Here is a 21469-nt window from a genome sequence, read left to right on the forward strand (position 1 = left end):
GTTGTTCCCCTCGAGAATTGCTAGATCAGCTTCGCCGCGGCCAGGAAGTCGACGAGCTCGACGCCGGCGTTGCCCGAATCGGTGATGACGGTTCCGGCGGTGCGCGCCGGGCGCGCCTGCACCTCGAGCACCGCGGTCGCCGAGCCGGCGGCCCCTACCTGCTCGGCCTCGAGCCCGATGTCCGCGAGGGTGAGCACCGTGATGGTCTTCTTCTTCGCCGCCATGATGCCCTTGAAGTTCGGGTAGCGCGGCTCGTTGGCCTGGTCGGTGACCGAGAGCAGCACCGGCAGCTCGGCCTCGAGGCCCAGCGCGGCCTTGTCTGTCTCGCGCACGGCACGCACCGTGGTGGAGTCCGCGTCGAGCTCGACGCGGGCCACCTGGGTCAGCTGGGCCAGGCCCAGCCGCTCGGCCAGCTGCGCCGGCACCAACGAGGTCTCCGCGTCGGTCGCGGCCATGCCGGTGACGACCAGGTCGAAGTCGCCCAGGTGGCGCACCGCCGCCGCGAGGGCCAGCGAGGTGGCCCCGGCGTCGGAACCCGCCAACGCGTCGTCGCACAGGTGCACGCCGTCGGTGGCGCCCATCTGCAGCGCCTTCTTCACGGCGTTCGCCGCGGCCTCGGGTCCCATGGACAGGGCCGTGACGGTGCTGCCGGCGGCGGCCCCGCCGCGCGACTCGGCAAGCTGCAGCGCCGCCTCGATCGCGTATTCGTCAAGTTCGGAGAGCACCGAGTCCTTGCGGTCCAGGCGCAGGTCCGCGCCGCCCAGGTGGCGTTCGAATTGCACGTCCGGGACGTGTTTGACGAGTACGAGGATCCTCAATGGAGCGCCTGTCAGCTGGCTCATTGCTGCCTTTCCTAGAAGTGTCCGGATGCGGTGCCCGTGCTTGCCCGCGCTGCGGGAAAAGGCACCCCTTACATGTTAGCCGTGCACCGCGGGAGGGCGTGGCGCACGAACAGCGGGCCCGAAATGTTCCGGACCCGCTGCCCGCGGTGTGACTATTTGTTGCCCCCTGCGGGGATTATGAAGCCGTCGAGGCCCCCACGGTCGCGTCGGTCGACGCCTGCTGACCGTTGCGGGTGTAATGAATCGTCACCTGGCCGCCGGCCGGGACCTCGCGGATCGCCGCGGTCAGCGAGCTGCTGTCGGAGATCACCCGGTCGCCGACCCCGGTGATGATGTCCCCGGCCTTCAGCCCGGCCTTGGCACCGGCGCTGCCCGACACGACGTCCTTGACCTGCGCACCGACGCTGAAGGAGGAGTTGCCGTCCTTCACGTCCGCCGGCTTGGCCTGCACCGTCACGCCGAGCATGCCGTGGGTGGCCTTGCCGTTGGCGATCAGGTCGTCGGCGATGCGCTTGGCGTAGTCGATCGGGATGGCGAAGCCGACGCCGATGGACCCGCTGTCGCCCGAGTCGCTGGTGCCCGACCCGGAGGAGGCGATGGCCACGTTCACGCCGATGATGTCGCCGTTGGCGTCGACCAGCGCGCCGCCGGAGTTGCCGTGGTTGATGGCCGCGTCGGTCTGGATCACGTTGATGTAGATCGAGCCCTGGGAGCTCTGCTGCTGTTGCTGCGGGGCACCCGGGAACTGGAAGTTGAACTGGTTGTTGTCGTTCTGGTCGGTGCCCTCGCTCTGTTCCGGCACCGCCGAGGAGGCGACGGAGATCGTGCGGTTCAATGTGGAGATGATGCCGTCGGTGACGGTTCCGCTCAGGCCCAGCGGGGCGCCGATGGCCACCGCGGTGTCCCCGACGTTCAAATCCGCGGACGAGCCGAGCGTCGCCGGGGTCAGGCCCTGCGCGTCGACCTTGATCACGGCGAGGTCGGAGAGCGGGTCGGTGCCCACCAGCGTGGCGTTGTAGACCTTGCCATCGGACATCCGCACGGCGATCTTCGGGCTCGCCGTGGTTCCACCGAGGGTCACCACGTGGGTGTTGGTCAGGATGTGTCCCTCGGCGTCCAGGATGATGCCCGAGCCGGAGCCCGAGGCACTGCTGCCCGTCACGTCGATGGTCACGACGCTCGGGCTGGCCTTGGCGGCGGCCGCGGTGACGGCCGTGACGTTTTCCGGGTTGTTGATGACGACGCCGCTCTGCGGTGTCTGGCTTCCGGTGCTCGAGATCGACGAAGCCGGGTTCATCAGGGCGTTTGCTCCCACGGCACTGCCGGCACCCACAAGGGCGGCGGCGACCATGCCCAGGACCAACACGCCGGAGGTGAACTTCTTCGGCGCGCTCCGCTGGGCCGGCGGAACCGGCGAGGGGACGCCGAACGCCGAGTTCTGCTCTGCGTGGGTCGGCGTGCCGTACGGGGAAGCTGGCGTGCCGTAGGGGGGCTGTGCCGCGCCCTGGGTCGCCCCGTGGGCCGCTGCCGCTGCGTGGGCTCCCGAAACACCGGCGTAGGCGGAGGTTTCGGGTGCGCTTCCGGCGCCCGGTGCTGCCGGCGCTGCCGACGTGGCGGAGGCCGGGGCGTCGGCGCTGTGCCGCGGAATGGCCTGCGTCTGGTCGACGGCACCGTCGATCTTGGACACGGGGGCTTCCTGGCCGGGGGCCGCGGGCGGCGTCACGGGGCGCTGCGGCGCCGGGGTGCCTGCCTGGTCCGGGGTGCCTGCCTGGTCCGGGGTCTCCGGTGCCTTCGGCTGCTCAAACTCGTTCTCGCTCATCGTTAACCTTCCGATGCTGGTGGTGCCTGACTGCTCTTCTTGGTTACAACTATGCCCTCCGGAACTGTGGCAGCGAAAAGTGGCACCTGAGTAGATCCTGTGAGCTTGCCGTGCTTGGCTGCACAATTCACCGGTGCACGGCGGTTTTCGTGGACTCGCACCGGTCCCGGCCATAGAATCAACATCGTTAGCAGAAATCAGGGCATATGGTGGTTTCACTACGTGCTTTGCCAAGTATTCTGCGGCGACTCAAGCAAGGGTGAAGGAAAACCATGAAGTTGTTGACCCGGCGGTTGGCTCAGGCCGCCGCTGCAGGAATCTTGTCCGTATTCATCTTTGCGCCCGCCGCATCCGCCACCGATCCGGTGACGATCCCGCCGGGGCAGTTCGTCATCGACGATGCCGGCGTCCTGGGTTCCTCCAAGTCGGAAGTCACCGACGCCGTGACCCAGCTGCGCACCGAGACCGGGCAGAACCTGTTCGTGATCTACGTCGACACCTTCACGAACCCCACAAAACCCGTGGACTGGATCACCAAGGTGGCCGAAGCCAAGGGCATGGGAACCAACGACTCGGTCCTGGCAGTGGCCGTCGAGTCGCGCCAGGGGCAGCTATCGGCCGCCAACAACGGCGCCATCGGAGCGGAAAACGCCCAGGAAATCTATACAAAGCTGGTGTCGCCGGCGCTTTCGAAGGACGACTGGGCAGGTGCCGCGATTGGCGCGGCCACCGGCATCGAGAACGTCGCCAAGGGCAAGTCACCCACCTCCAGCGGATCCGGCGCCGGCTGGTGGGTCGTGGGTGGCGTGGTCGTCGCCGGAGGCGCCACGGCCTGGGCGCTGACCCGCCGCAAAAAACTCACCGGAGGGGCCCCGCAGGTGGCCACCGGCCCCGACGGCCAACCGATCGACCCGCTCGCCTCGATGAGCGTCCCGGAGTTGCGCACCAAGGCCGGCGGCCTGCTCATCGCCGCCGACGACGCCATCCGCTCCAGCGAGCAGGAACTGGGCTTCGCCCAGGCGCAGTTCGGCGACGACGCCATCAAGCCCTTCGCCGCGGACATCGAGGCCGCGAAGGAACACATGTCCGCGTCCTTCAAGCTACAGCAGCAGCTTGACGACGAGATTCCCGACACCGAGGCCGAACAACGCTCCTGGCTGGGCGAAATCATCCGCCGCTGCGAGGCAGTCAACGAAACCCTCGAACAGCACAGCGCCGAATTCGCCTCGCTGCGCGAGCTCGAGGCCAACGCCCCAGCCGCCGTGGCGTCGCTGAAGGCAGGCCTCGACCCGCTGCGCGAACGTGTCGGCACGGCCAAGGCGGAGCTTGCCGACCTTTCCGCACGCTACGCGGACAGCGCCCTCCACCAGGTCAACACGAACATCTCCGAGGCCAACGACAGGCTCGACTTTGCCCATACCGCGGTCCTGACGGCGGAGGCGAAGATCGCCGAGGGCACCCTGCCGGAGGCTGCCGTCGCCATCCGCGCCGGCGAGGACGCCGTGCACCAGGCCACCGTGCTGCTCGATGCCATCGAGCACACCGATGCGGACCTCGAGAACGCCCGCAAGGACCTGGAGTCGCTCGTCTCGTCCTCCGCACAGGACCTTGCCCAGGCCCGGGCCTTGCTGGCCAACGGCAACAACCCGGAACTCGCCGGTTCGGTAGCCGCCCTCGAGTCGGCCCTCTCTTCGGTCCAGGCCCAGGTTTCCACAGGCCGGATCGACCCCGTCGCCCTGATCACCGCCGTCACCGAAGGCAGCGCACCGCTCAACGAGCAGCTCAACCAGATCCGGGACCAGCAGGAGCGGGCTCGCCGCGCAGCGGAGCAGCTCCAGGCCGCGGTGCGAACCGCTCAGATGAAGATCAAGGGCACCGACGAGTTCATCCGCGCCCGCCGCGGTGGAGTGGGGGCGACCGCCCGCACCCGCCTGGCCGAGGCCCAGCGGAACCTTGACGAGGCACTGCGCACCGCTGCCTCCGACCCCGCCTCGGCGCTTGCCTATGCGGAACAGGCCTCGGCGCTGGCGGACCAGGCGGCACGCCAGGCTGAATCCGATGTCAATGGCTTCGGTGGCGGCGGCGGAGGTTTCGGCGGCGGTGGCGGCAACGGACTCGGCGGGGCCATCCTCGGCGGCATCCTCATCGACTCGATCCTGCGCGGCGGCAGCCACGGCCACGGTGACGGCGGCGGGGGCGGCATCTTCGGCGGAGGCGGCTTCGGCGGCTTCGGTGGCGGAGACGGAGGCGGATTCGGCGGAAGCGGCGGCTTCGACGGCGGAGGCGGTAGCTTCTAGCCGGCGGCCACGGATCCACCAGGATCCCCACGGATTGCAGGACCGGCCCCGGCAACGGGGCCGCAGGAATCAAACGAAACACCTCAAGTAACCACCAACGAAAGGTCTCATCGTGGCAAAGCAGTCTATTTTTGGTCGTATCTCGCAGCTGGCCAAGGCAAACATCAATGCCATGCTGGATTCGGCGGAGGACCCGCAGAAGATGCTCGACCAGATGGTCCGTGACTACACGGATAACATCGCCGAAGCGGAAACAGCCGTTGCCCAGACCATCGGCAACCTGCGCATGATCGAGGACGACTACCGCGAGGACGTGAACGCGGCCGCCGACTGGGGCAACAAGGCACTTGCGGCATCCTCGAAGGCCGACGAATTCCGCACCGCCGGTGACAGCGCCAACGCCGACAAGTTCGATTCGCTCGCAAAGGTCGCCATCCAGCGACAGATGCAGTCCGAGTCCGAGGCCAAGACCGCGGAGCCGACCATCAACTCACAGCGTGAAATCGTCGAGAAGCTCAAGACCGGCCTGGACGCCATGAAGTCCAAGCGCCAGGAGCTGGTCTCGAAGCGAGACGAGCTGATCGCCCGCGCCAAGTCGGCCCACGCGCAGAACCAGGTCCAGGAAGCCGTCAAGAGCATCGACATCATGGACCCCACCAGCGAGGTCAGCCGCTTCGAAGAGAAGATCCGCCGCGAAGAGGCACGGGTCCGCGGCGCCGCGGAACTCGCCTCCTCCTCGCTCGACGCCCAGTTCAACTCACTCGAGGACCTCGGCGAGCAGACCGAGATCGAGGCTCGCCTTGCCGCACTCAAGGGCGCCAAGGCGGCGCCGTCGATCACCCCGGGTTCGGGCCTCTAGGCCGGGATACCCAGGCCATACAATCCAATGGGCGGACAGCCCGGGACCGGAGCAGCATTCCACGGTTCCCGGGGTGTCCGCCCATTGTCATACCCCTGGCAGGCTCCACGCCCGCGCTTCCGACGCCACCTACCCGCACAGCACCATCCCCGCCGCGGGCCAGGAACCTCACCGCCAAAGGTTCTCCACAACACCGGCACTGCCATGGTTCCGAATATGGCAAGCGGCCCCATGCTCGATCACATGAGCAGCGCAGCAACCACCCCCTCGCGGACCGCCCTCGGGCACGGGTCCACTCAAACCCCCGGACAGGCCGTGTCACGGGAAGAGCTGCTGCGAGACTTCTTCGAACTCCAGGACCGTCTCGATACACTCACCGAGGCCCTCGCGGCACTGGCCATCGGCTCCCCCGCGACGGCTGTCCTGCTCAACATGGGGCTGGAAAAGTCGCGCCGTCGCGCCGGATACCACCGTCTGCTTGCCGCCCGCGCGGCCCAATACTCGCTCGCCCATGAGCTTCCCGTCGAGACGCTCAACGAGCTGCGGGACATCAGCGAGCACCCGGCGGACTTCGCGGCGGGCGACGCCGCCCTGCCGGAGGATCCCTGCGGCGTCCCGAGCGGCAGGCTTCCCCACAAGGACACGGCAGAACTTCTCCAGAACATCTGCTCCATCGGCTATTTCGAGGCACGCGACCGCCTCGAGGCCGTGCGCCTCATGCTTCCCGGTGCGGCCGATCCGACGTCCGCCGCGCCACCACGATTCCCGCTGCTGGCGGCACAACTCAGGGCCGGAAACCTCCGTCCGGTCGAGGCGACCCGGGCCGCTTCCAGGCTCGAGAAGTTGCGTCCGGAGATCTCCGGACGGACCAACGCATCCGAACTCGCCGCCTCCATCGAGGAAAAGGTACTGGATTCCCTGCTCACCCAAGGCCCTGCTGCCACCGCCAAGCTCCTCAAGACCGTGGAAACGGAGCTCGAGGACGCCCCGGCGCCGACCCCCACCGCCGAGCAACTTGCCGCAAAGACCGGGTTCAGGCTCACCCGCCGCACCGAACACCTCACGTACTTCACACTGACCATGACAAACCTGGACGCCGAGCTGGTCCTGTCCCACTTCGCGCTCTCCGACAATCCACGAACCAGTGCCGGAAACAGGGAAGGCCTCGCCAGCGACGCCGCAGCCGTCGGGACCCCGCCCCGGGCCGAAAGCCTCCACATCTGCGACGGCGAGAGAACACCCCACGAACACCTGACCAGCGGAAACCCGGCACCGAGCATCCCAGAATGGGCGGTGGCCCCCAATACCCCACCCGATGAACGACCCCGAGCAGAATGGACGGATCTCGGCCTCGCGGCGCAGGCACACCAGGGCAGTGGGACGGGCACACCGTCGCCAACGAACGGTCACCCGGAGCCGGCGGCACCGGCATCCCGGCAAACGTCTTTCGGCGAGGCCGACGACGCCACGGAGGCGCCCGACGGCCTCTCCCCGGCCAGACGCAGGTTGCAGACCTTGCTCAATATCATGAGAGCCGCCGGAGGCCCGGGCGGCAGCGGGGGCAAACGAACAACGGGCCTTCCACAGGCCCGCCTCATCGTCTATTGCCACCTCGCCACCTTGCTCGGGCTCTCCGAGAAGGCGGGCATCACCCAGCACGGGCTCGAGGTGTCCCCCGGGGATCTTCGCCGGGAACTGTGCAACGCCGGAGTCATCCCCCTCGTCCTCAACGGCGAGAGCCAGATCCTCGATGTGGGCCGGGAGCAACGATTCGTCCCCGACCACATGCGCCAAGCGGTCCTTGCCAGGGATGGCGGCTGCCTGGTCCCGGGCTGCACAGTGCCGCCCGAGCACCTCGAAATGTGCCACGTCAAGGCATGGGCCGACGGCGGAACCACCAGCATCGCCAACACGGGACCCGGCTGCACCAACCACCACCACGGGTTCCACACGGGGCAATACAAGCTCGTGCTCAACGAACAGGGGCTGCCCGCGGTCATACTCCCCCGGTACCTGGATCCCTCGCAGAAACCCCGGCGGAACGCCCACTGGCAACAGCAGACACTCACCGACCCCATGCTCTTCTAAACAGAGCCGGGCGCAGGCGCAAGAAAACCCATGATCCTATGGGATCATGGGTTTTCTTTTCTGTGGCGGGGACAGGATTTGAACCTGTGACCTCCGGGTTATGAGCCCGGCGAGCTACCGAACTGCTCCACCCCGCGTCGGTAGGTTCAACACTACCAGCGCAATGCCGCGACACCTAATCGGGGTGAACCGCAGGTCAACAGCCGGCCACGGAGGCAGCCTGACCGGTCTGATCCAGCGCGCCGCCCCGGGCAAGAGTACGGAAACCAGCGGGGCCGGCGGAAAGCTGCGAAAACAAAAACGACCCCGACCGGGTTTCCCCGGTCAGGGTCGTTGTTTCGTGGCGGGGACAGGATTTGAACCTGTGACCTCCGGGTTATGAGCCCGGCGAGCTACCGAACTGCTCCACCCCGCGGCGATGAATCAATCATCGCCGACGGGGCACGACCAGCGCAAATTCAGGCGGTGTCGCCCTGCTCACACCCGGAGGTCGGCACCGGATTAAGGTGCGGGGGTTTCCTGTGCCGGCGTTTCGGACGCCGGGGCACCCGTGCCGTCACTCGGGGCCGGAGCCTCCGGCACCACCGGCTTTCCGGTCACCTCGGCTTCCGCCTCGAGCGCCGCCTCGATGGCCTTCTCCAGCTTTGCCTGCTCGGCGCCGTACTTCGCGAAGTCGTTCTTCGCCAGCGCCTCCTGGCCCGCCTTGATGGCCGCGTTGGCATCGTCCAGGGCCTTGGCGAGCTTCTCCTGGGCCGTCTGCTTCACGGGCTCCGCGCCGGGTTCGCCCTCGCCGGAGGTCCCGCCGTTCTCACTTGTCACGGCGCCCGAGGAGCCCTCGAAGACCTGGTCAAGCGCCTCGGAGAGGGTGTCGGCGAAGCCGACGTTGTCACCGAACGCCACCAACACCTTGCGCAGGGTCGGGTAGGACGTCGGGCCCGAGGACTGCACGTAGACGGGCTGGACGTAGAGGATGCCGCCGCCGACCGGCAGTGAGAGCAGGTTTCCGTTCTTGACCTGCGACGCACCCTGGCGCAACAGGTTAAGCGTCTGCGACACCGTGGTGTTGGAGTCGAAGTTCTGCTGCGCCTGGCCCGGGCCGGGGACGCTGGTTTCGCGAGGCAGTGCCAGCAGCCGGAGCTTGCCGTAGCCCTCCGCCTTCTTGCCTGCCTCGTTGCCCGCATCGGCCTCGGCCGACAGGAAGCCGAAGAGCACGTTTCGCTGCTGCCCGCCCGCCGCTGTCTGCGGAATGAAGGTGGAGGTCAGCGAGAAGGTCTCGGCGTCCTGCGTCGGCATCTTCAGCGACATGTAGTACGGCGGCTGCTTCACGTTGGCGTTGCCCTGCGTCGGGTCCGAGGGAACGGCCCAGGCGTCGTTGGAGTCGTAGAAGCCGTCGGGATCCGTCACGTGGTAGGTGGCCAGCAGTTCGCGCTGGACCTTGAACAAATCCTCCGGGTAGCGGACGTGGCTCATCAGCTCGCCTGACATCTCGCTCATCGGCTTGATGTTCGTCGGGAAGACCTTCTGCCACGCCTGCAGGAGCGGCTCGTCTTCTTCCCAGGCGTACAGGGTGACCGAGCCGTCGTAGGCGTCGACGGTCGCCTTGACCGAGTTGCGGATGTAGTTGACCTGGCCGGTCAACGCCGCGGCCCGGGTGCCGCCGCTCAGCGAGTCTGCGACAGCCGAATCGAGCTGCTGCTGCTTGGAGTACGGGTAGTTCTTGGAGGTGGTGTACGCGTCCACGATCCACTTCACGCGGCCGTCGACGATTGCCGGGTAGGCGTTGGAGTCGACAGTGAGGTACGGCGCGACCTTCTGGACGCGGTCCTTCGGGTTGCGGTCGTAGAGGATCTGCGACTCCGAGTTGATGGCGTCCGACAGCAGCAGGTCGGTGGAGGCGAACTTCAGCGAGTAGACAAGGCGGTTGAAGAAGTTGCCGACCGACGGGCCGCCGTCGCCGGAGAAGGTGTTTCGGGTGTCCTGGCTGCCGGACCCGGAGGCCGGACGGTCAAGTTCCCGCGGGGCCCAGCCTTCGGGGCCGCCGACGATCGAGTATTCCGGGGACAGCTCGCCGAAGTAGATGCGCGGCTCGTAGGTCTTGTCGCTGGCGAGCACGCCGCCGGTCGGGATGCCACTGAGCATGAAGTCGGGGCGCCCGCCGGAGGTCACGCGGTTGCCGTACGCGGCCACGACGCCGTAGCCGTGGGTGTAGGTGATGTGCTGGTTGACCCAAGACTCGGTGGGATCGACACTCAGCTCGCGCACGGCGATCACGGTGTCCTCGGTCTTGCCGTCGATGTCGTAGCGGTCGACGTTCAGCGTCGGGGCAAACTTGTAGTAGGTGCGGAACTGCTGCAGCTGGGCGAACGCCGAGGAGACGAGGTTCGGGTCCAGCAGGCGGATGTTCGTGGTGGTCGCGCTGTCCTTGGCCAGCGCGTCCTTCTTCGGGTTCACCTCGGCGTTGTAGGCGGTCTCCTCGACGCCGTCCAGGCCGTAGGCCTTGCGGGTCATGTCGATGTTCTTCTCGATGTACGCGCGCTCGAGCGTCTTCTCCGACGGGACGACCTGGTACTGCTGCACGATGAACGGGTAGATGCCGCCGGCGACGACGACGGTGACGAGCAGCATCGCGGTGCCGATGACCGGCAGGCGCCAGCGCCCGATGATCGCGGTGATGATGAACGTGATGGCCACGAGCACCGCGGCGATCGCCAGGATCGTCTTGGTGGGGATGACGGCGTGCACATCGGTGTAGAGCGCACCTGCCACGCGGCCGTTTTGCGAGAGCAGCGTCGAGTAGCGGTCGAGCCAGAAGTTGCCGGCCTGCAGGAGCAGGAAGGCCACGGCGAAGACGGCGATGTGGATGCGGGCCGCCTTGCCAACGACGATGCCGCCGCGTTCCTCAACGCGGATTCCGCCGTAGAGGTAGTGGGTGAGCAGCCCGGCGATGCCGGCGATCAGCACCACGGAGACCATGTAGCCCAGCAGCAGGCCCAGGAACGGCAGGGTGAAGATGTAGAAGCCGAGATCCATGTTGAACTGCGGGTCGGTTTCCCCGAACGGGACCTGGTTGAAGAAGAGCAGCACTTCCTTCCACTGGGAAGTCACTGCGGTGGCGGCGAAGACGCCGATGACCACCGGCACGCCGATCATCAGCAGCCGGCGCATCGGTTCGAGCTGCGACTGGTACTTGGACATGGCGTCCTGCTGGCGGCCGTCCGGCGCATACACCGGGCGGGCACGGTAGGCCAGGCGCATCGAGATCCAGATGGCGAAGCCCATGACCAGGAACGCCACGGCGAAGATTCCGATCTTGGCGAGGTTCTCGGTCCAGAACACCGACTGGAAGCCGAGCTGGTTGTACCAGAGCACGTCGGCGTACACGCTCGCGAAGAAGACGAACACGGCGACCAGGATGCCGATGATGACGATTGTGGGCATCAGCGGCGAGGAGCGCCGCTCCGGATGCTGCTGCGGGTCAGGGCGCTCCTGCGGGCCGCGCGGGGGCCCTCCGAAGGGATTGCCGTTGCCAAAACTCAATTTTTACCTCACCGTTGGACCGATTCGGCACGCCGCGGAGGCGCACCTCGAACATGGACTTTGTTCTCCATTCTGCCCTGCATCCGGCCCGGCGGCTCAATGGGCACAGCCATTCGTCGGCAAAAGTGCGTAAATCGTGACAGTTGCCGGACAAAACCCGGCAAATCCCGCCCGAACCTGAGTGTTTACTGGCAAAAACTACCGGCATGTGGGGAACGAGGCGGGGTCCTGCCCGCCGCCGATCCCCTCCACCGCTGCCCGTGCCTGCTCCAGCGTCTCCACCTTCACCACGTCCAGCCCCGCCGGCACCCGACCGACGACGTCGGCGCAGTTCTCCGCCGGGGCCAGGAACACCTGCGCGCCGTTGGCCTTGGCACCGACCATCTTCTGCGCGATGCCGCCGATGGGCTGGACCTGGCCGTCGGCGGTGATCGCACCGGTGCCGGCGAAGTGCTTGCCGCCGGTCATTTCCCCGGGGGTCAGCTCGTCGACGATGGCCAGGGCGAACATCATCCCGGCGCTCGGGCCGCCCACATTCTCCAACCCGAACTTCACGTCCACGGGGAAGTCGAAGCCGCTGGAGAGCATGATCCCCAGCTGGCGCTGGCCGCCCTGGCCCTCGGTGGTGGTGACAGTGGCCGTCAGCGGCTTGCCGTCGCGCAGGATCTCCAGCTCACTGGGTTTGCCCCCCGCCTTCTGCAGCTCGGACTTCAGCAGTTCCAAGCCGGTGATGGCCGTGCCGTTGATGGACACCAGCCGGTCCCCGGTCTTGAGTTCGGCGGAGTTCTGCTCGGTGGCGAACCCGGCGATGGAGAGATGCTGGGTGAAGGGAATGTCCAGCTCGTGCAGCGCCGCGGCAGTGGAGAGCTGCTGGGAGTCGTCCATCATCACGGTGTTCTGCTCGCTTTGCTGCTCGGTGGTGGTGCCGCGCGGCAGCACCATTTCCTCCGGCAGCACGTCCTTCTTCGGGTCGATCCACCCGCCGAGCACGTTGAAGAAGCCCAGGCGCCGCTGCCCCCCGCCCTGAACGTAGACGGTGGTCATGTCCAGCGCACCGCTGGTCGGGTGGGTCGGCTTCCCGGTGACCTCCAGCATGGGGGTTCCGTCGACGGATCCGATGGTGTTCATCGCCGGCCCTGCGGATTCGACAACGAAGTGCGTGGGCAGCACCGCGGCCAGGGCTATCGTTCCCACGGTGATCCACCCGGCGATCGACATGCCGCGCTGCGCGGCGGCAGACCGGGGGGTTGCTGCGGCGAAGGGGTTGCGTCCGTGCAGCAGCGGCCTGTGGTCGGCGCCGTCCGGGCCTTCGATTCCCCCGACGCCCCCGATTCCCCGGGCTCCCCCGATGGTGCCCGCACCGCGCGGGTCCGGGGCTGCAGCGTCGTTCGTCGTCGACTCGGGTCCCGGGGACTCCGGCGTTCCTGGCACTGCTGGCACTGTTCCTCTTTCACGTTTACGGGGCGTTCCCGCGGGGTGGCGGACGCTGCCCGCGGCGCGCGCCCGACCATGCGGCTGCGTTCCAGCCTACAAGCACGCACGCCGGAGCATCCGCGCAGCTGGTCCGCGCTCCGGTGTTCACAGCATTTTCCGATGTGCCCACAGCGAACTGGCTTCAACGCCCGTGGGACGCGGAGGCGGGGCCGGGGTACCGTTGAACCATGGCTGAGAATCCCCCATCAAACCGTCCCGATGATTCCGAAAACAACGACGGCAACCCGAAGGACCCCTTCTCCGAGATGTTCGGATCGTTGTTCGGCGGCGCCGGTGGATTCGACCCGAAGAACCTCCCCGAGGGACTGGGCGAGGCCATGGGCATGGGCAACAACCCCGAGGCCATGGCGCAGATGATGAAGCAGGCCCAGGCGATGATGGCCGCGATGGCCCAGGGCGGCTCCGGCCCGGTCAACTGGAAGATGGCGACGGACACGGCCCGCCAGTCGATTGCCGGCGACGACCCCTCGATCACCCCGGCCCGCGCCTCCGCGATCGCCAACGCCGCACAGCTGGCCGACCTGTGGCTCGATGCCGCCACCGCGTTGGAGGGGGACGGCAGCACCTGCCGCGCGTTCTCCCGCGCCGAATGGGTCGAGAAGACCATGCCCGTGTGGAAGTCGCTGACCGAGCCGGTGGCCGAATCCGTCGGCAAGGCCATCACCGCGGCGCTGACCGAACAGATCCCCGAGCAGATGCGCCCGATGATCGGCGGCGCACAGGGCATGCTGCAATCCCTGGGCGGCACCATGTTCGGCATGCAGCTGGGCACCGCCGTGGGCGGCCTGGCCAAGGACGTGCTGGGCGCCACCGACATCGGCCTGCCGCTGGCCGGCTCCGCCCCGGCGCTGGTGCCGAGCAACCTGGCAGCATTCGGCGAGGGGCTCGAGGTCCCGGAGCAGGAGGTGCTGCTCTTCGCCGCGTTGCGCGAAAGCGCCCACGTGCGCCTGTTCAACCGGGTGCCGTGGTTGCGCTCGACGCTGATCGGCGCCATCGAGGCCTACGCCCGCGGCATCCACATCGACATGTCGCGCATCGAGGAAGCGGTGCGTGACATCGACCCGATGAATCCCGAGTCGATGCAGTCGCTCATGGGCGAGGGTTTGTTCATGCCCCAGCGCACCCCGGCGCAGGACGCCGCGCTGGAGAAGCTGGAGCTGGTGCTGGCGCTCGTGGAGGGCTGGGTCGACGAGGTGGTTGCGGCTGCGGCCGTCAACCTGCCCAGCGCCGTGCCGCTGCGCGAGACCATCCGCCGGCGCCGGGCCTCCGGCGGCCCCGCGGAGAATGCCTTCGCGTCCCTGGTGGGACTCGAGCTTCGCCCGCGCCGCCTGCGCGAGGCCGCTGCCCTGTGGGCGCACCTGCTGGAGGAACGCGGCATCGAGGGCCGCGACGCCGTGTGGGACCACCCGGACCTCATGCCGACCGGCGAGGACCTGCGCGACCCGGAGGGCTTCACCCCGCGCCGCCAGCTCGCCGAGGCGAGCATGGACGACATCGACGCGGCGCTGAGCAAGCTGCTGGCCGGCGGCTTCGACGAGCCGGAGGACGCTGCCGGGGCCGGAGACGCCGTGGCCGAGGGCGAAGAACCCCCCGGCGAGGCCTCCGGCGACGAGCCCTCCGACGACGGGGAACCGCAGGGCAAGTAGCCACGCCCCGGGCCGCACCACCCGGGCCCCGGAACGAACAATGGCCGGCGGCCGCAGACTCCACTTGGTGGGTCCGCGGGCGTCGGCCATCGTCGTTACAACGGTGCTGCGCTGGATTCCCGGGGTCCCGGTGGTGCATCGAGCGCGGTGTCCACGCCGGCACACGGGGACTCAGAACGGCCGGTGGTCCGCCGGCCTGCCGGACTGCCCTGCGCGCGCGGCGCCGCGAGGGTCGGCCGGGACTGCCGGCTCCGCGTCGAAATCGTCGAAATCGTCGAAATCGTCGAAATCTTCCCCGAGCGGGATGCCCGACTCCGGCACGCCCTCGGCGCCGGCGTGCAAGCGGGCGGCGTACCCGTGGCTCACCCCCGCAAGGAAGATGTTGGCGTCGTGGACGCGCGGGTAACGGGACAAGGCCGCCTTGAAACGCGGACCGTGGCCGTCGCGCGGCTCCACCAGGTGGGCCAGCTCGTGGGCGAGAACATAGTCCTGCACCCACTGCGGCATGGCACGTAGCCGTTCGGACAGGCGGATCCTCCGGCTGACCAGGCTGGCCGAGCCCCAGCGGCGGTTCTGGTTGCCCACCCAGCGCGCCGAGGCCGGCGCCGCCCGCCCGCCGAACAACTGCGCATCCAGGGAGCGCGCGCGCTCAAGCAGCAGCACGTCGGCATCGGGCACCGCCGCCCGGGCCACCTTGCGCTCGAGCTTCTTGACCATGTCAAGCACCAGGATCCGCTCGGCGTCGTGCGTCAATGCCGCGGGGACCGAGACCACCATTGTCTCTTCCTTCCAGACGGCGGAGATCGTCTTGCGGCGCTTGGTGGAGCGCACCACCCGGATGGGCGTGCCGGAGTCGTTCACGAACTCGATGCTCGACGGGTGCACTGGCATGACGTGTTCCTTTCCTGGGCCGGGGCGCGGCGGGAGCCTCCTCGGGCACCGCATCCCCGCGCTGTTGCACTTGCCCGCGCCGGCTTGTGGATAGCTCCGGCACGGCGTCGGGGCAGTGCCACCATGGGCTGGAGGAAACCGTTCGGTTCACGATGAAAGGGGCAGCGGGATGAGGATCAACCCGGGTCTACAGGTACTCAGCATAGTGGAGGGGACCATCCAGATCGGCACCGGGCAACATGCTCGGTGGATAACTGGTCTGGACACCGCGGAGCAGCAATTCGTGCTCTCACTGGGCGGGCGGGAACCAGTGCCCGGGCCCCCTGGGGCACCGCCGCTGGCACCCGCGCGGCAGCAGGCGATCCTGTCCGTGCTGCGTCCGGTGCTCATCGACCCCGGCCCGCAGCCGGCGGGCACCGTCGGGTCGGTGGCGCCGGGGAACGCTGCCGCACCCGAGGGGCCGCTGCCCGCCGGCGGCCCCCGGGCCGTTGACACCTCCGGGGGGCCCGGGGATTCCCGGCTCACCCCGGACATCCTGCAGTGGTCCGCCGCCTATGAACTCGATGCCGCCCCGGTGTTGCGCAGGCGTGCCGAGGCGCGCGTTGCCATCCACCACCTGGGCAGGACCGGGCAGATGCTGGCGGGGATCCTTGCCGCGTCGGGCATCGGCTCGCTGCTGCTGTGCGACGACGGGCGGATGCAGCCCGAGGACCTCGGCGCGGCAACCACCGGTATCAACAGCGTGGGGCAATGGCGCACCAGGGCGGCGGCACGGGCGCTGGCGCAGACCTACCCTCGGCTCACGCTCGCCGAAGCCCCGCTGCGTCCGCCCGACGCGGCACCGGTGGACCTTGCCGTGGTGATAGCCGGCGGGCTGTTGCCGGACCTCGGGTCCCTGCCGCAGGATGACCGGCTGCTGCCGGTGCTCTTCACCGACGCCGGGGTGCGCATCGGGCCGATGGTGATCCCCGGGCTGACCATCTGTGAAGCGTGCGCCTGGGAGCAGTGCGATCCCACGCTGCGCATCGTTCCCGCTGGCGGGCACCCCGGGAACCGGCACCCGCTGCTGCCCGAGGCAAGTCTTGCCGCCACCGCAGCCGGCACCGCCGCCACGCAGATCCTCATGGCGCTGGACGAGGTGAACGTGCCGGTCGCGGCCGAGGCCATGATTCTCGTCGACTTGGCGACCGGTGCCACACGGCAGGTTCCGGCGCGGCCCCGGCCCGGCTGCACCTGCCTGGACGGGCAGGCGGCCTAGGCGGAGCCGAGGATCTGCAGGATCGCTTCCCCGTAGCGCTCGAGCTTGCCGGGACCCACCCCGGAGACAAGCCCCAGCCCCGCCAGGTCGCCGGGGTTCGCTTCGGCGATGGCCATCAGCGTCGCATCGGTGAAGATCACGAACGCCGGCAGCGAATTGGCCTGGGCGACCTGCAGCCGCCAGGAGCGGAGGTTCTCGAAGACCGCCTCGTCGTACCCGGCAGGGCAGTTGCCGCAGCGCCCGAGCTTGCGTTCGGTGGCGCCGGCGAGCAGCGTGCCGCAGGTGCGGCACGTCGGGGGCCCGGCGAGCGCCTTGCGCCGGGTCGCCCGGGGCGGTCCCTGGATGCGGGAGCTGCCGGCGGGGCGCAGCCCGTCCAGGAAGCGCGAGGGCCGCCGGTGCGCGCGTCCGCCCGGGGTCCTGGCCAGCGACCAGGACAGCGACAGGTGGACGCGGGCACGGGTGATGCCGACGTAGAGCAGCCGGCGTTCCTCGTCGTACCCGGCCTGGTCCTCGGCGAAGGAGATCGGCATGAGGCCCTCGGAGAGGCCCACGAGGAAGACCGCGTCCCATTCCAGGCCCTTGGCCGCGTGCAGCGAGGCGAGGGTGACTCCCTGGATGGTCGGGGCGTGCTGGCTGGCGGCGCGTTCCTCCAGCTCGGTGACGAAGGCGTGCAGGGTGAAGGGGGTTTCGTCGTCCATGCGGGCTGCCGCCATCTCGTCGGCAAGTCCGACGAGTGCGGAGAGCGACTCCCACTTCTCGCGCACCGCTCCCCCTCCGCTCGGGGCGGTGGCGCTGTAGCCCAGCGACACGAGGATGTCGCGGGTGAGTTGCGGGACGGATTCGTCGCTCGCCGAGCGCGCCGCGGAGCGCAGCTGCAGCATCGCGTCGCGCACCTCGCGTCGGTTGAAGAACCGTTCCCCGCCGCGCAGCAGGTAGCCGATGCCCTGCGCCGTAAGGGCCTGCTCGTAGGCCTCGGACTGCCCGTTGGTGCGGTAGAGGATCGCGATCTCGGCGGCCGGGGTGCCGGCGGCGAGCAGCTTCTTGATGCGCGCGGCGACCTCGGCGGCCTCCGCCTCGTCGTCCTTGGCCTCGAGGAAGTCCGGCTCCGGTCCGGGGTCGCGCTGGGCGACCAGTTCCAGCGGTGTCGGCCAGGCGATGTCCCGGTCCGGCACCCCTGGTTCGGGGCTGCGCGCGGCGAGCACCCGGTTGGCCAGGTGCACCACCTGTGGGGTGGAGCGGTAGTCCCGCACCAGCTTCACGACGGGGGCGTGGCCGTACTTCGCCGGGAAGTCCAGCAGGTGGCGCGGCGTGGCACCGGTGAAGGAGTAGATGGTCTGCGAGGCGTCGCCCACCACGCAGAGCTCGTCGCGCCCACCCAGCCAGAGGTCAAGCAGGCGTTGCTGGAGCGGGGAAACGTCCTGGTACTCGTCGACGACGAAGTGGCGGTACTGTTCGCGCACCGAGGCGGCGACCCTCTCGTCGTCCTCCAGGATCGCGACGGTCAGCAGCAGCACGTCCTCGAAGTCGATGTACTGGCGGTCGGTCTTCACGTCCTCGTAGGACTGGAAGATGCGTGCGACGGTGGTGGTGTCCAGCCCGCCCGGGGTCCCGCGGTCGGCGGCGGCCGCGACGTAGCTCTCCGGGGTGAGCATCGAGACCTTGGCCCACTCGATCTCGGCTGCGAGGTCGCGGACCGTGGCCCGGTCCGCGTTGGTGCGCAGGCGCCGGGCGGCCTCGGTGATCAACGGGGCCTTGTAGTCGACGATGCCGGGCAGCGACCCGCCGATGGCCTGCGGCCAGAAGTACTGCAGCTGGCGCAGCGCCGCGGCGTGGAAGGTGCGCGTCTGTACGGCCCCGGCACCGAGCTCACGCAGCCGGGAGCGCATTTCGGCGGCGGCGCGGGCGGTGAAGGTGACGGCCAGCAGCGAGCTGGGCTTGTACACGCCCGAGTGCACCCCGTAGGCGATGCGGTGGGTGATGGCCCGGGTTTTGCCGGTACCGGCACCGGCGAGCACGCAAAGCGGGCCGTTCAGCGTGGTGGCGACCTGGCGCTGCTCGGCGTCCAGTCCGGCGAGGATGCGGTCTTCGAGGGATGCCATGGGCGTTCTAGTTCTCCAGGTGTTCGGGTTCGGGCAGCGCGCCGCCGTACCAGTTTTCGATCAGGGCGCTGGCGATGGAGACCCCGGCCGGCACGCCGATCTCCCCGGAGCGGATCTGGGCTGCAAGCTCCTCACGGGTGAACCAGCGCAGATCGATGATCTCCACCCCGTCCGGGCGCAGCTCGGTGCCCACGGCGGTGGCCGTGAAGCCGAGCATCAGCGAGCACGGGAACGGCCACGGTTGCGAGCCCATGTAGCGCGGGTTGGCCACCGTGACGCCCGATTCCTCGGCGACCTCGCGGACCACCGCCGACTCCAGCGACTCCCCCGGTTCCACGAATCCGGCCAGGGTGGAGAAGCGCTTCCCGCCCCATTGGGCGTTGGCACCCAGCAGCAGGCGGTCCTCGGCGTCGGTGATGGCGACGATGACGGCGGGGTCGGTGCGCGGGAAGTGCTCCGACCCGTCGTTCGGGCAGGCCTTGACCCATCCGGAGGCACGCGGCTCCAGCCAGTGTCCGCAGCGCGGGCAGTACTGCATCGAGTGGTTCCAGTTGGCGATGGCGACGGCCTCCACGAACAGCCCTGCATCCCGGGGGGCCAGGCCCGCCGCGACGTCGCGCAGCCCCAGCCATTCGCCGGGGTCGGCCCCCGCATGTTCCCGGGTCAGCACGCCGGGGTCGTCGTGGAAGGCGTGCAGGACGATTTCGCGTTCGCCGTCGAAGCCCAGGTAGACCTCCGTGCCGCCGTCGGGAACCAGGTCCCGGGCCACGAGTTCCAGGGCGCCGTCGCGTACGTGAACCCGGCCGCCGACCATGATGAGGTATCCGGTCTCCGGGGAGTCGCCCAGCCGCTGAAGCCAGTCGCTTTCCGTTCGCCGTTCGCACCGCCTGTCGACGGATTCACGCGCCAGCGGCAGGGCCCCGAGGGCCGGGTGGGTCTGGCCTGCTGGCTGCGCTGATTCACTCATACCCCTAACGGTACTGACCCTCGCCGCCCAACACCTACTCCCGCGTATCCCTCCTGCGGTTTCAGGGCCCAGGTGCGCCTCCCCGGCACAAGGCCGCTTCCCCGGGGCCCGAAACGTTGCCGGTGCCACACCGTGGCTGGGAACCGGCTGGATATTGGGCTTAAATCACGCGACTCGCCGCCTCGCGGCAGGACGCGGGCGGCACCGGCGGTCTACGGTGGAGGATGTGAAACGCTCTCCCATGGAACTCGCTGCCATCGCCACCGCCGCGGTCCCCGGCTTGGCCCCCACGGGCGTGGCCTCATTGCCGGATGACAGCGACGATTTTGACTCGGTGCTCATCGTCGACGCCGAGAAGAACCGCTGGCGCGTGCGCTCCCCGCGCCACGACGAGGCAAGCATCCGACTCGAATCCGAGCTGGCGGCCTTGCGCGCGTTTTCCGCAGGCATCCGGGCTTCCCTGCCCTTCCAGCTTCCCTCGGTCGCCGGCACGGTGCGCCAGGGCACGCTGCGCACCTTCGTCTACAACCACCTGCCGGGCAAACAGTACTCGCTGGAGGACCTGGTGGGCCTGGGTTCCCGCTGCGCCCAGGACCTCGGAGCCGTCATGGCCGCGATCCATTCCATGCCCAAGTCCGCCATCGACCGCGCGGATTTGCCGTCACATTCCTCCGAGCAGGTCCGCCAGCGGCGCCTGAACGAGCTCGACGCTGCGGCAACAACCGGCATGATCCCGTCCCGTCTGCTGCGCCGGTGGGAACATGCACTTGAGGACGTTGCCCTGTGGCGGTTCAACTCGACAGTCATCCACGGCGACCTGCACGAGGACCAGCTCCTGGTCGAGGATGCGAAGGTCGTCGCGGTCACGGGCTGGACCGACCTCCAGGTCGGAGACCCCGCCGACGACTTTGCGTGGCTGGCCGCGGTGCACGAGCAAGCCTTCGCCGATGCCGCCTTGGAAGGTTACGTGGCCGTGCGCGGCGACCGTGCCGATCCCCACATCATGCGCCGCGCAGCGCTTGCCGCCGAGTTCGCCCTTGCGCAGTGGCTGGTCAAGGCCATCGCCAGCGAGGACGTACAGCGGATCGCCGAAGCCAAGACCATGCTCGAGGATCTCGACAACGACATCGCGGAGTACGGCGGACAGCCGATCAGCGTTGTCGAACCACCTCGTGCAACGCGGGTGGAAACCCCCGCAGCGTCCCCCGTCCCCGTGGGTTCCGCGGTCACTCCGCTGTCCCCCGATGCAGCCGAAGCGTCGGACAATTCTCCCGAACCGGAACCGGCAACGAACGCCATCCGGCTGGTTCCGGTGCCGGATTCGATCACCCGTCCCGTCCCGGCGCAACCCGAATCCTTGCCCCTACCCGTACCAAGTGGCGCCGACTCTACGGGTCCCGATGCTGAAGTCGCCGAAGAACTGCCCGCGCCTCTCAAGGCCGTGCCAGCGCCGGAATCCGCCGATGATGCACGCGTCGACGATGGCCCGAAGGACGAGGCAAGGGCCAACGGTTCGTCCGAGGAGGGCGATGGCCAGGAGGCTTCCGGCCCCGACACCACCGCCATACCGATCCAGCCGGTTGAACCCAAGTAGCTGTGGAAAGTACCTGAGGCCACCACTCCGTAGCGATCAGCGGGCCCGGGAAACGGTCATTCGTTTCCCGGGCCCGCT

General features: G+C 68.7%; 13 protein-coding genes and 2 tRNA genes. 6 read left to right on the plus strand and 9 right to left on the minus strand.

The window, feature by feature from the left end; genetic code table 11:
* Window positions 1-20 precede the first annotated feature (20 nt).
* Window positions 21-842, minus strand: a complete 822-nt coding sequence (locus tag ACSYDW_RS02790) for an electron transfer flavoprotein subunit beta/FixA family protein (RefSeq protein WP_438337170.1) — start codon at window positions 840-842, stop codon at window positions 21-23.
* Between the two features lie 175 nt (window positions 843-1017).
* Window positions 1018-2661, minus strand: coding sequence for a S1C family serine protease (locus ACSYDW_RS02795; RefSeq protein ID WP_438337171.1), 1644 nt, complete (start codon window positions 2659-2661; stop codon window positions 1018-1020).
* 272 nt (window positions 2662-2933) lie between these two features.
* Between ACSYDW_RS02795 and ACSYDW_RS02800 the strand changes: the two genes are divergently transcribed.
* From ACSYDW_RS02800 to ACSYDW_RS02810, 3 genes are all read left to right on the plus strand, one after another.
* Complete coding sequence (locus ACSYDW_RS02800) at window positions 2934-4958, plus strand: TPM domain-containing protein (RefSeq protein WP_438337172.1); 2025 nt, start codon at window positions 2934-2936, stop codon at window positions 4956-4958.
* Between the two features lie 112 nt (window positions 4959-5070).
* Window positions 5071-5817, plus strand: coding sequence for a PspA/IM30 family protein (locus ACSYDW_RS02805; protein ID WP_438337173.1), 747 nt, complete (start codon window positions 5071-5073; stop codon window positions 5815-5817).
* 243 nt (window positions 5818-6060) lie between these two features.
* A complete protein-coding gene (locus tag ACSYDW_RS02810; RefSeq protein ID WP_438337174.1) occupies window positions 6061-7905 on the plus strand; it encodes an HNH endonuclease signature motif containing protein in 1845 nt (614 codons plus the stop codon).
* A gap of 63 nt (window positions 7906-7968) precedes the next feature.
* Here the strand turns inward: ACSYDW_RS02810 and ACSYDW_RS02815 are convergent.
* The 4 genes from ACSYDW_RS02815 to ACSYDW_RS02830 form a co-directional block, all read right to left on the minus strand.
* Window positions 7969-8042, minus strand: a tRNA-Met gene (locus tag ACSYDW_RS02815).
* 204 nt (window positions 8043-8246) lie between these two features.
* Window positions 8247-8320 (minus strand) — tRNA-Met (locus ACSYDW_RS02820).
* Window positions 8321-8406: 86 nt separating this feature from the next.
* Window positions 8407-11343 carry a UPF0182 family membrane protein gene (locus ACSYDW_RS02825; protein WP_438337324.1) on the minus strand — a complete coding sequence of 979 codons (2937 nt, stop codon included), beginning with the start codon at window positions 11341-11343 and terminating at the stop codon, window positions 8407-8409.
* 297 nt (window positions 11344-11640) lie between these two features.
* Window positions 11641-12882 (minus strand): YlbL family protein, encoded by a 1242-nt coding sequence (locus ACSYDW_RS02830; protein WP_438337175.1) that lies wholly within the window; start codon window positions 12880-12882, stop codon window positions 11641-11643.
* Window positions 12883-13103: 221 nt separating this feature from the next.
* Here ACSYDW_RS02830 and ACSYDW_RS02835 point away from each other — a divergent pair, with 221 nt between their 5' ends.
* A complete protein-coding gene (locus ACSYDW_RS02835) occupies window positions 13104-14582 on the plus strand; it encodes a zinc-dependent metalloprotease (protein WP_438337176.1) in 1479 nt (492 codons plus the stop codon).
* A gap of 171 nt (window positions 14583-14753) precedes the next feature.
* Here ACSYDW_RS02835 and ACSYDW_RS02840 read toward each other — a convergent pair whose 3' ends face one another.
* Window positions 14754-15473 (minus strand): M48 metallopeptidase family protein, encoded by a 720-nt coding sequence (locus ACSYDW_RS02840; protein WP_438337177.1) that lies wholly within the window; start codon window positions 15471-15473, stop codon window positions 14754-14756.
* 169 nt (window positions 15474-15642) lie between these two features.
* On the opposite strand from ACSYDW_RS02840, the gene ACSYDW_RS02845 reads away from it, so the two are divergent.
* Complete coding sequence (locus tag ACSYDW_RS02845; RefSeq protein ID WP_438337178.1) at window positions 15643-16731, plus strand: ThiF family adenylyltransferase; 1089 nt, start codon at window positions 15643-15645, stop codon at window positions 16729-16731.
* Here ACSYDW_RS02845 and ACSYDW_RS02850 read toward each other — a convergent pair.
* Complete coding sequence (locus ACSYDW_RS02850; protein WP_438337179.1) at window positions 16728-18830, minus strand: ATP-dependent DNA helicase UvrD2; 2103 nt, start codon at window positions 18828-18830, stop codon at window positions 16728-16730. The genes ACSYDW_RS02845 and ACSYDW_RS02850 overlap by 4 nt on opposite strands.
* A gap of 7 nt (window positions 18831-18837) precedes the next feature.
* Complete coding sequence (gene nudC, locus ACSYDW_RS02855) at window positions 18838-19797, minus strand: NAD(+) diphosphatase (protein WP_438337180.1); 960 nt, start codon at window positions 19795-19797, stop codon at window positions 18838-18840.
* A 241-nt stretch (window positions 19798-20038) separates the two neighbouring features.
* On the opposite strand from nudC, the gene ACSYDW_RS02860 reads away from it, so the two are divergent.
* Entirely contained in the window at window positions 20039-21391 is a 1353-nt protein-coding gene (locus tag ACSYDW_RS02860; protein WP_438337181.1) for a phosphotransferase, read from the plus strand.
* The last annotated feature ends 78 nt before the right edge of the window (window positions 21392-21469 follow it).

This window comes from Paeniglutamicibacter selenitireducens (assembly GCF_051550675.1).
Taxonomy (GTDB): Bacteria; Actinomycetota; Actinomycetes; order Actinomycetales; family Micrococcaceae; genus Paeniglutamicibacter.

Coding starts and splice junctions, on each gene's coding strand:
- ACSYDW_RS02790 (WP_438337170.1), bottom strand. CDS start 842: ATGAGCCAGCTGACAGGCGCTCCATTGAGGATCCTCGTACTCGTCAAA.
- ACSYDW_RS02795 (WP_438337171.1), bottom strand. CDS start 2,661: ATGAGCGAGAACGAGTTTGAGCAGCCGAAGGCACCGGAGACCCCGGAC.
- ACSYDW_RS02800 (WP_438337172.1), top strand. CDS start 2,934: ATGAAGTTGTTGACCCGGCGGTTGGCTCAGGCCGCCGCTGCAGGAATC.
- ACSYDW_RS02810 (WP_438337174.1), top strand. CDS start 6,061: ATGAGCAGCGCAGCAACCACCCCCTCGCGGACCGCCCTCGGGCACGGG.
- ACSYDW_RS02825 (WP_438337324.1), bottom strand. CDS start 11,343: ATGCCCACAATCGTCATCATCGGCATCCTGGTCGCCGTGTTCGTCTTC.
- ACSYDW_RS02835 (WP_438337176.1), top strand. CDS start 13,104: ATGGCTGAGAATCCCCCATCAAACCGTCCCGATGATTCCGAAAACAAC.
- ACSYDW_RS02840 (WP_438337177.1), bottom strand. CDS start 15,473: ATGCCAGTGCACCCGTCGAGCATCGAGTTCGTGAACGACTCCGGCACG.
- ACSYDW_RS02845 (WP_438337178.1), top strand. CDS start 15,643: ATGAGGATCAACCCGGGTCTACAGGTACTCAGCATAGTGGAGGGGACC.
- ACSYDW_RS02850 (WP_438337179.1), bottom strand. CDS start 18,830: ATGGCATCCCTCGAAGACCGCATCCTCGCCGGACTGGACGCCGAGCAG.
- nudC (WP_438337180.1), bottom strand. CDS start 19,797: ATGAGTGAATCAGCGCAGCCAGCAGGCCAGACCCACCCGGCCCTCGGG.
- ACSYDW_RS02860 (WP_438337181.1), top strand. CDS start 20,039: ATGGAACTCGCTGCCATCGCCACCGCCGCGGTCCCCGGCTTGGCCCCC.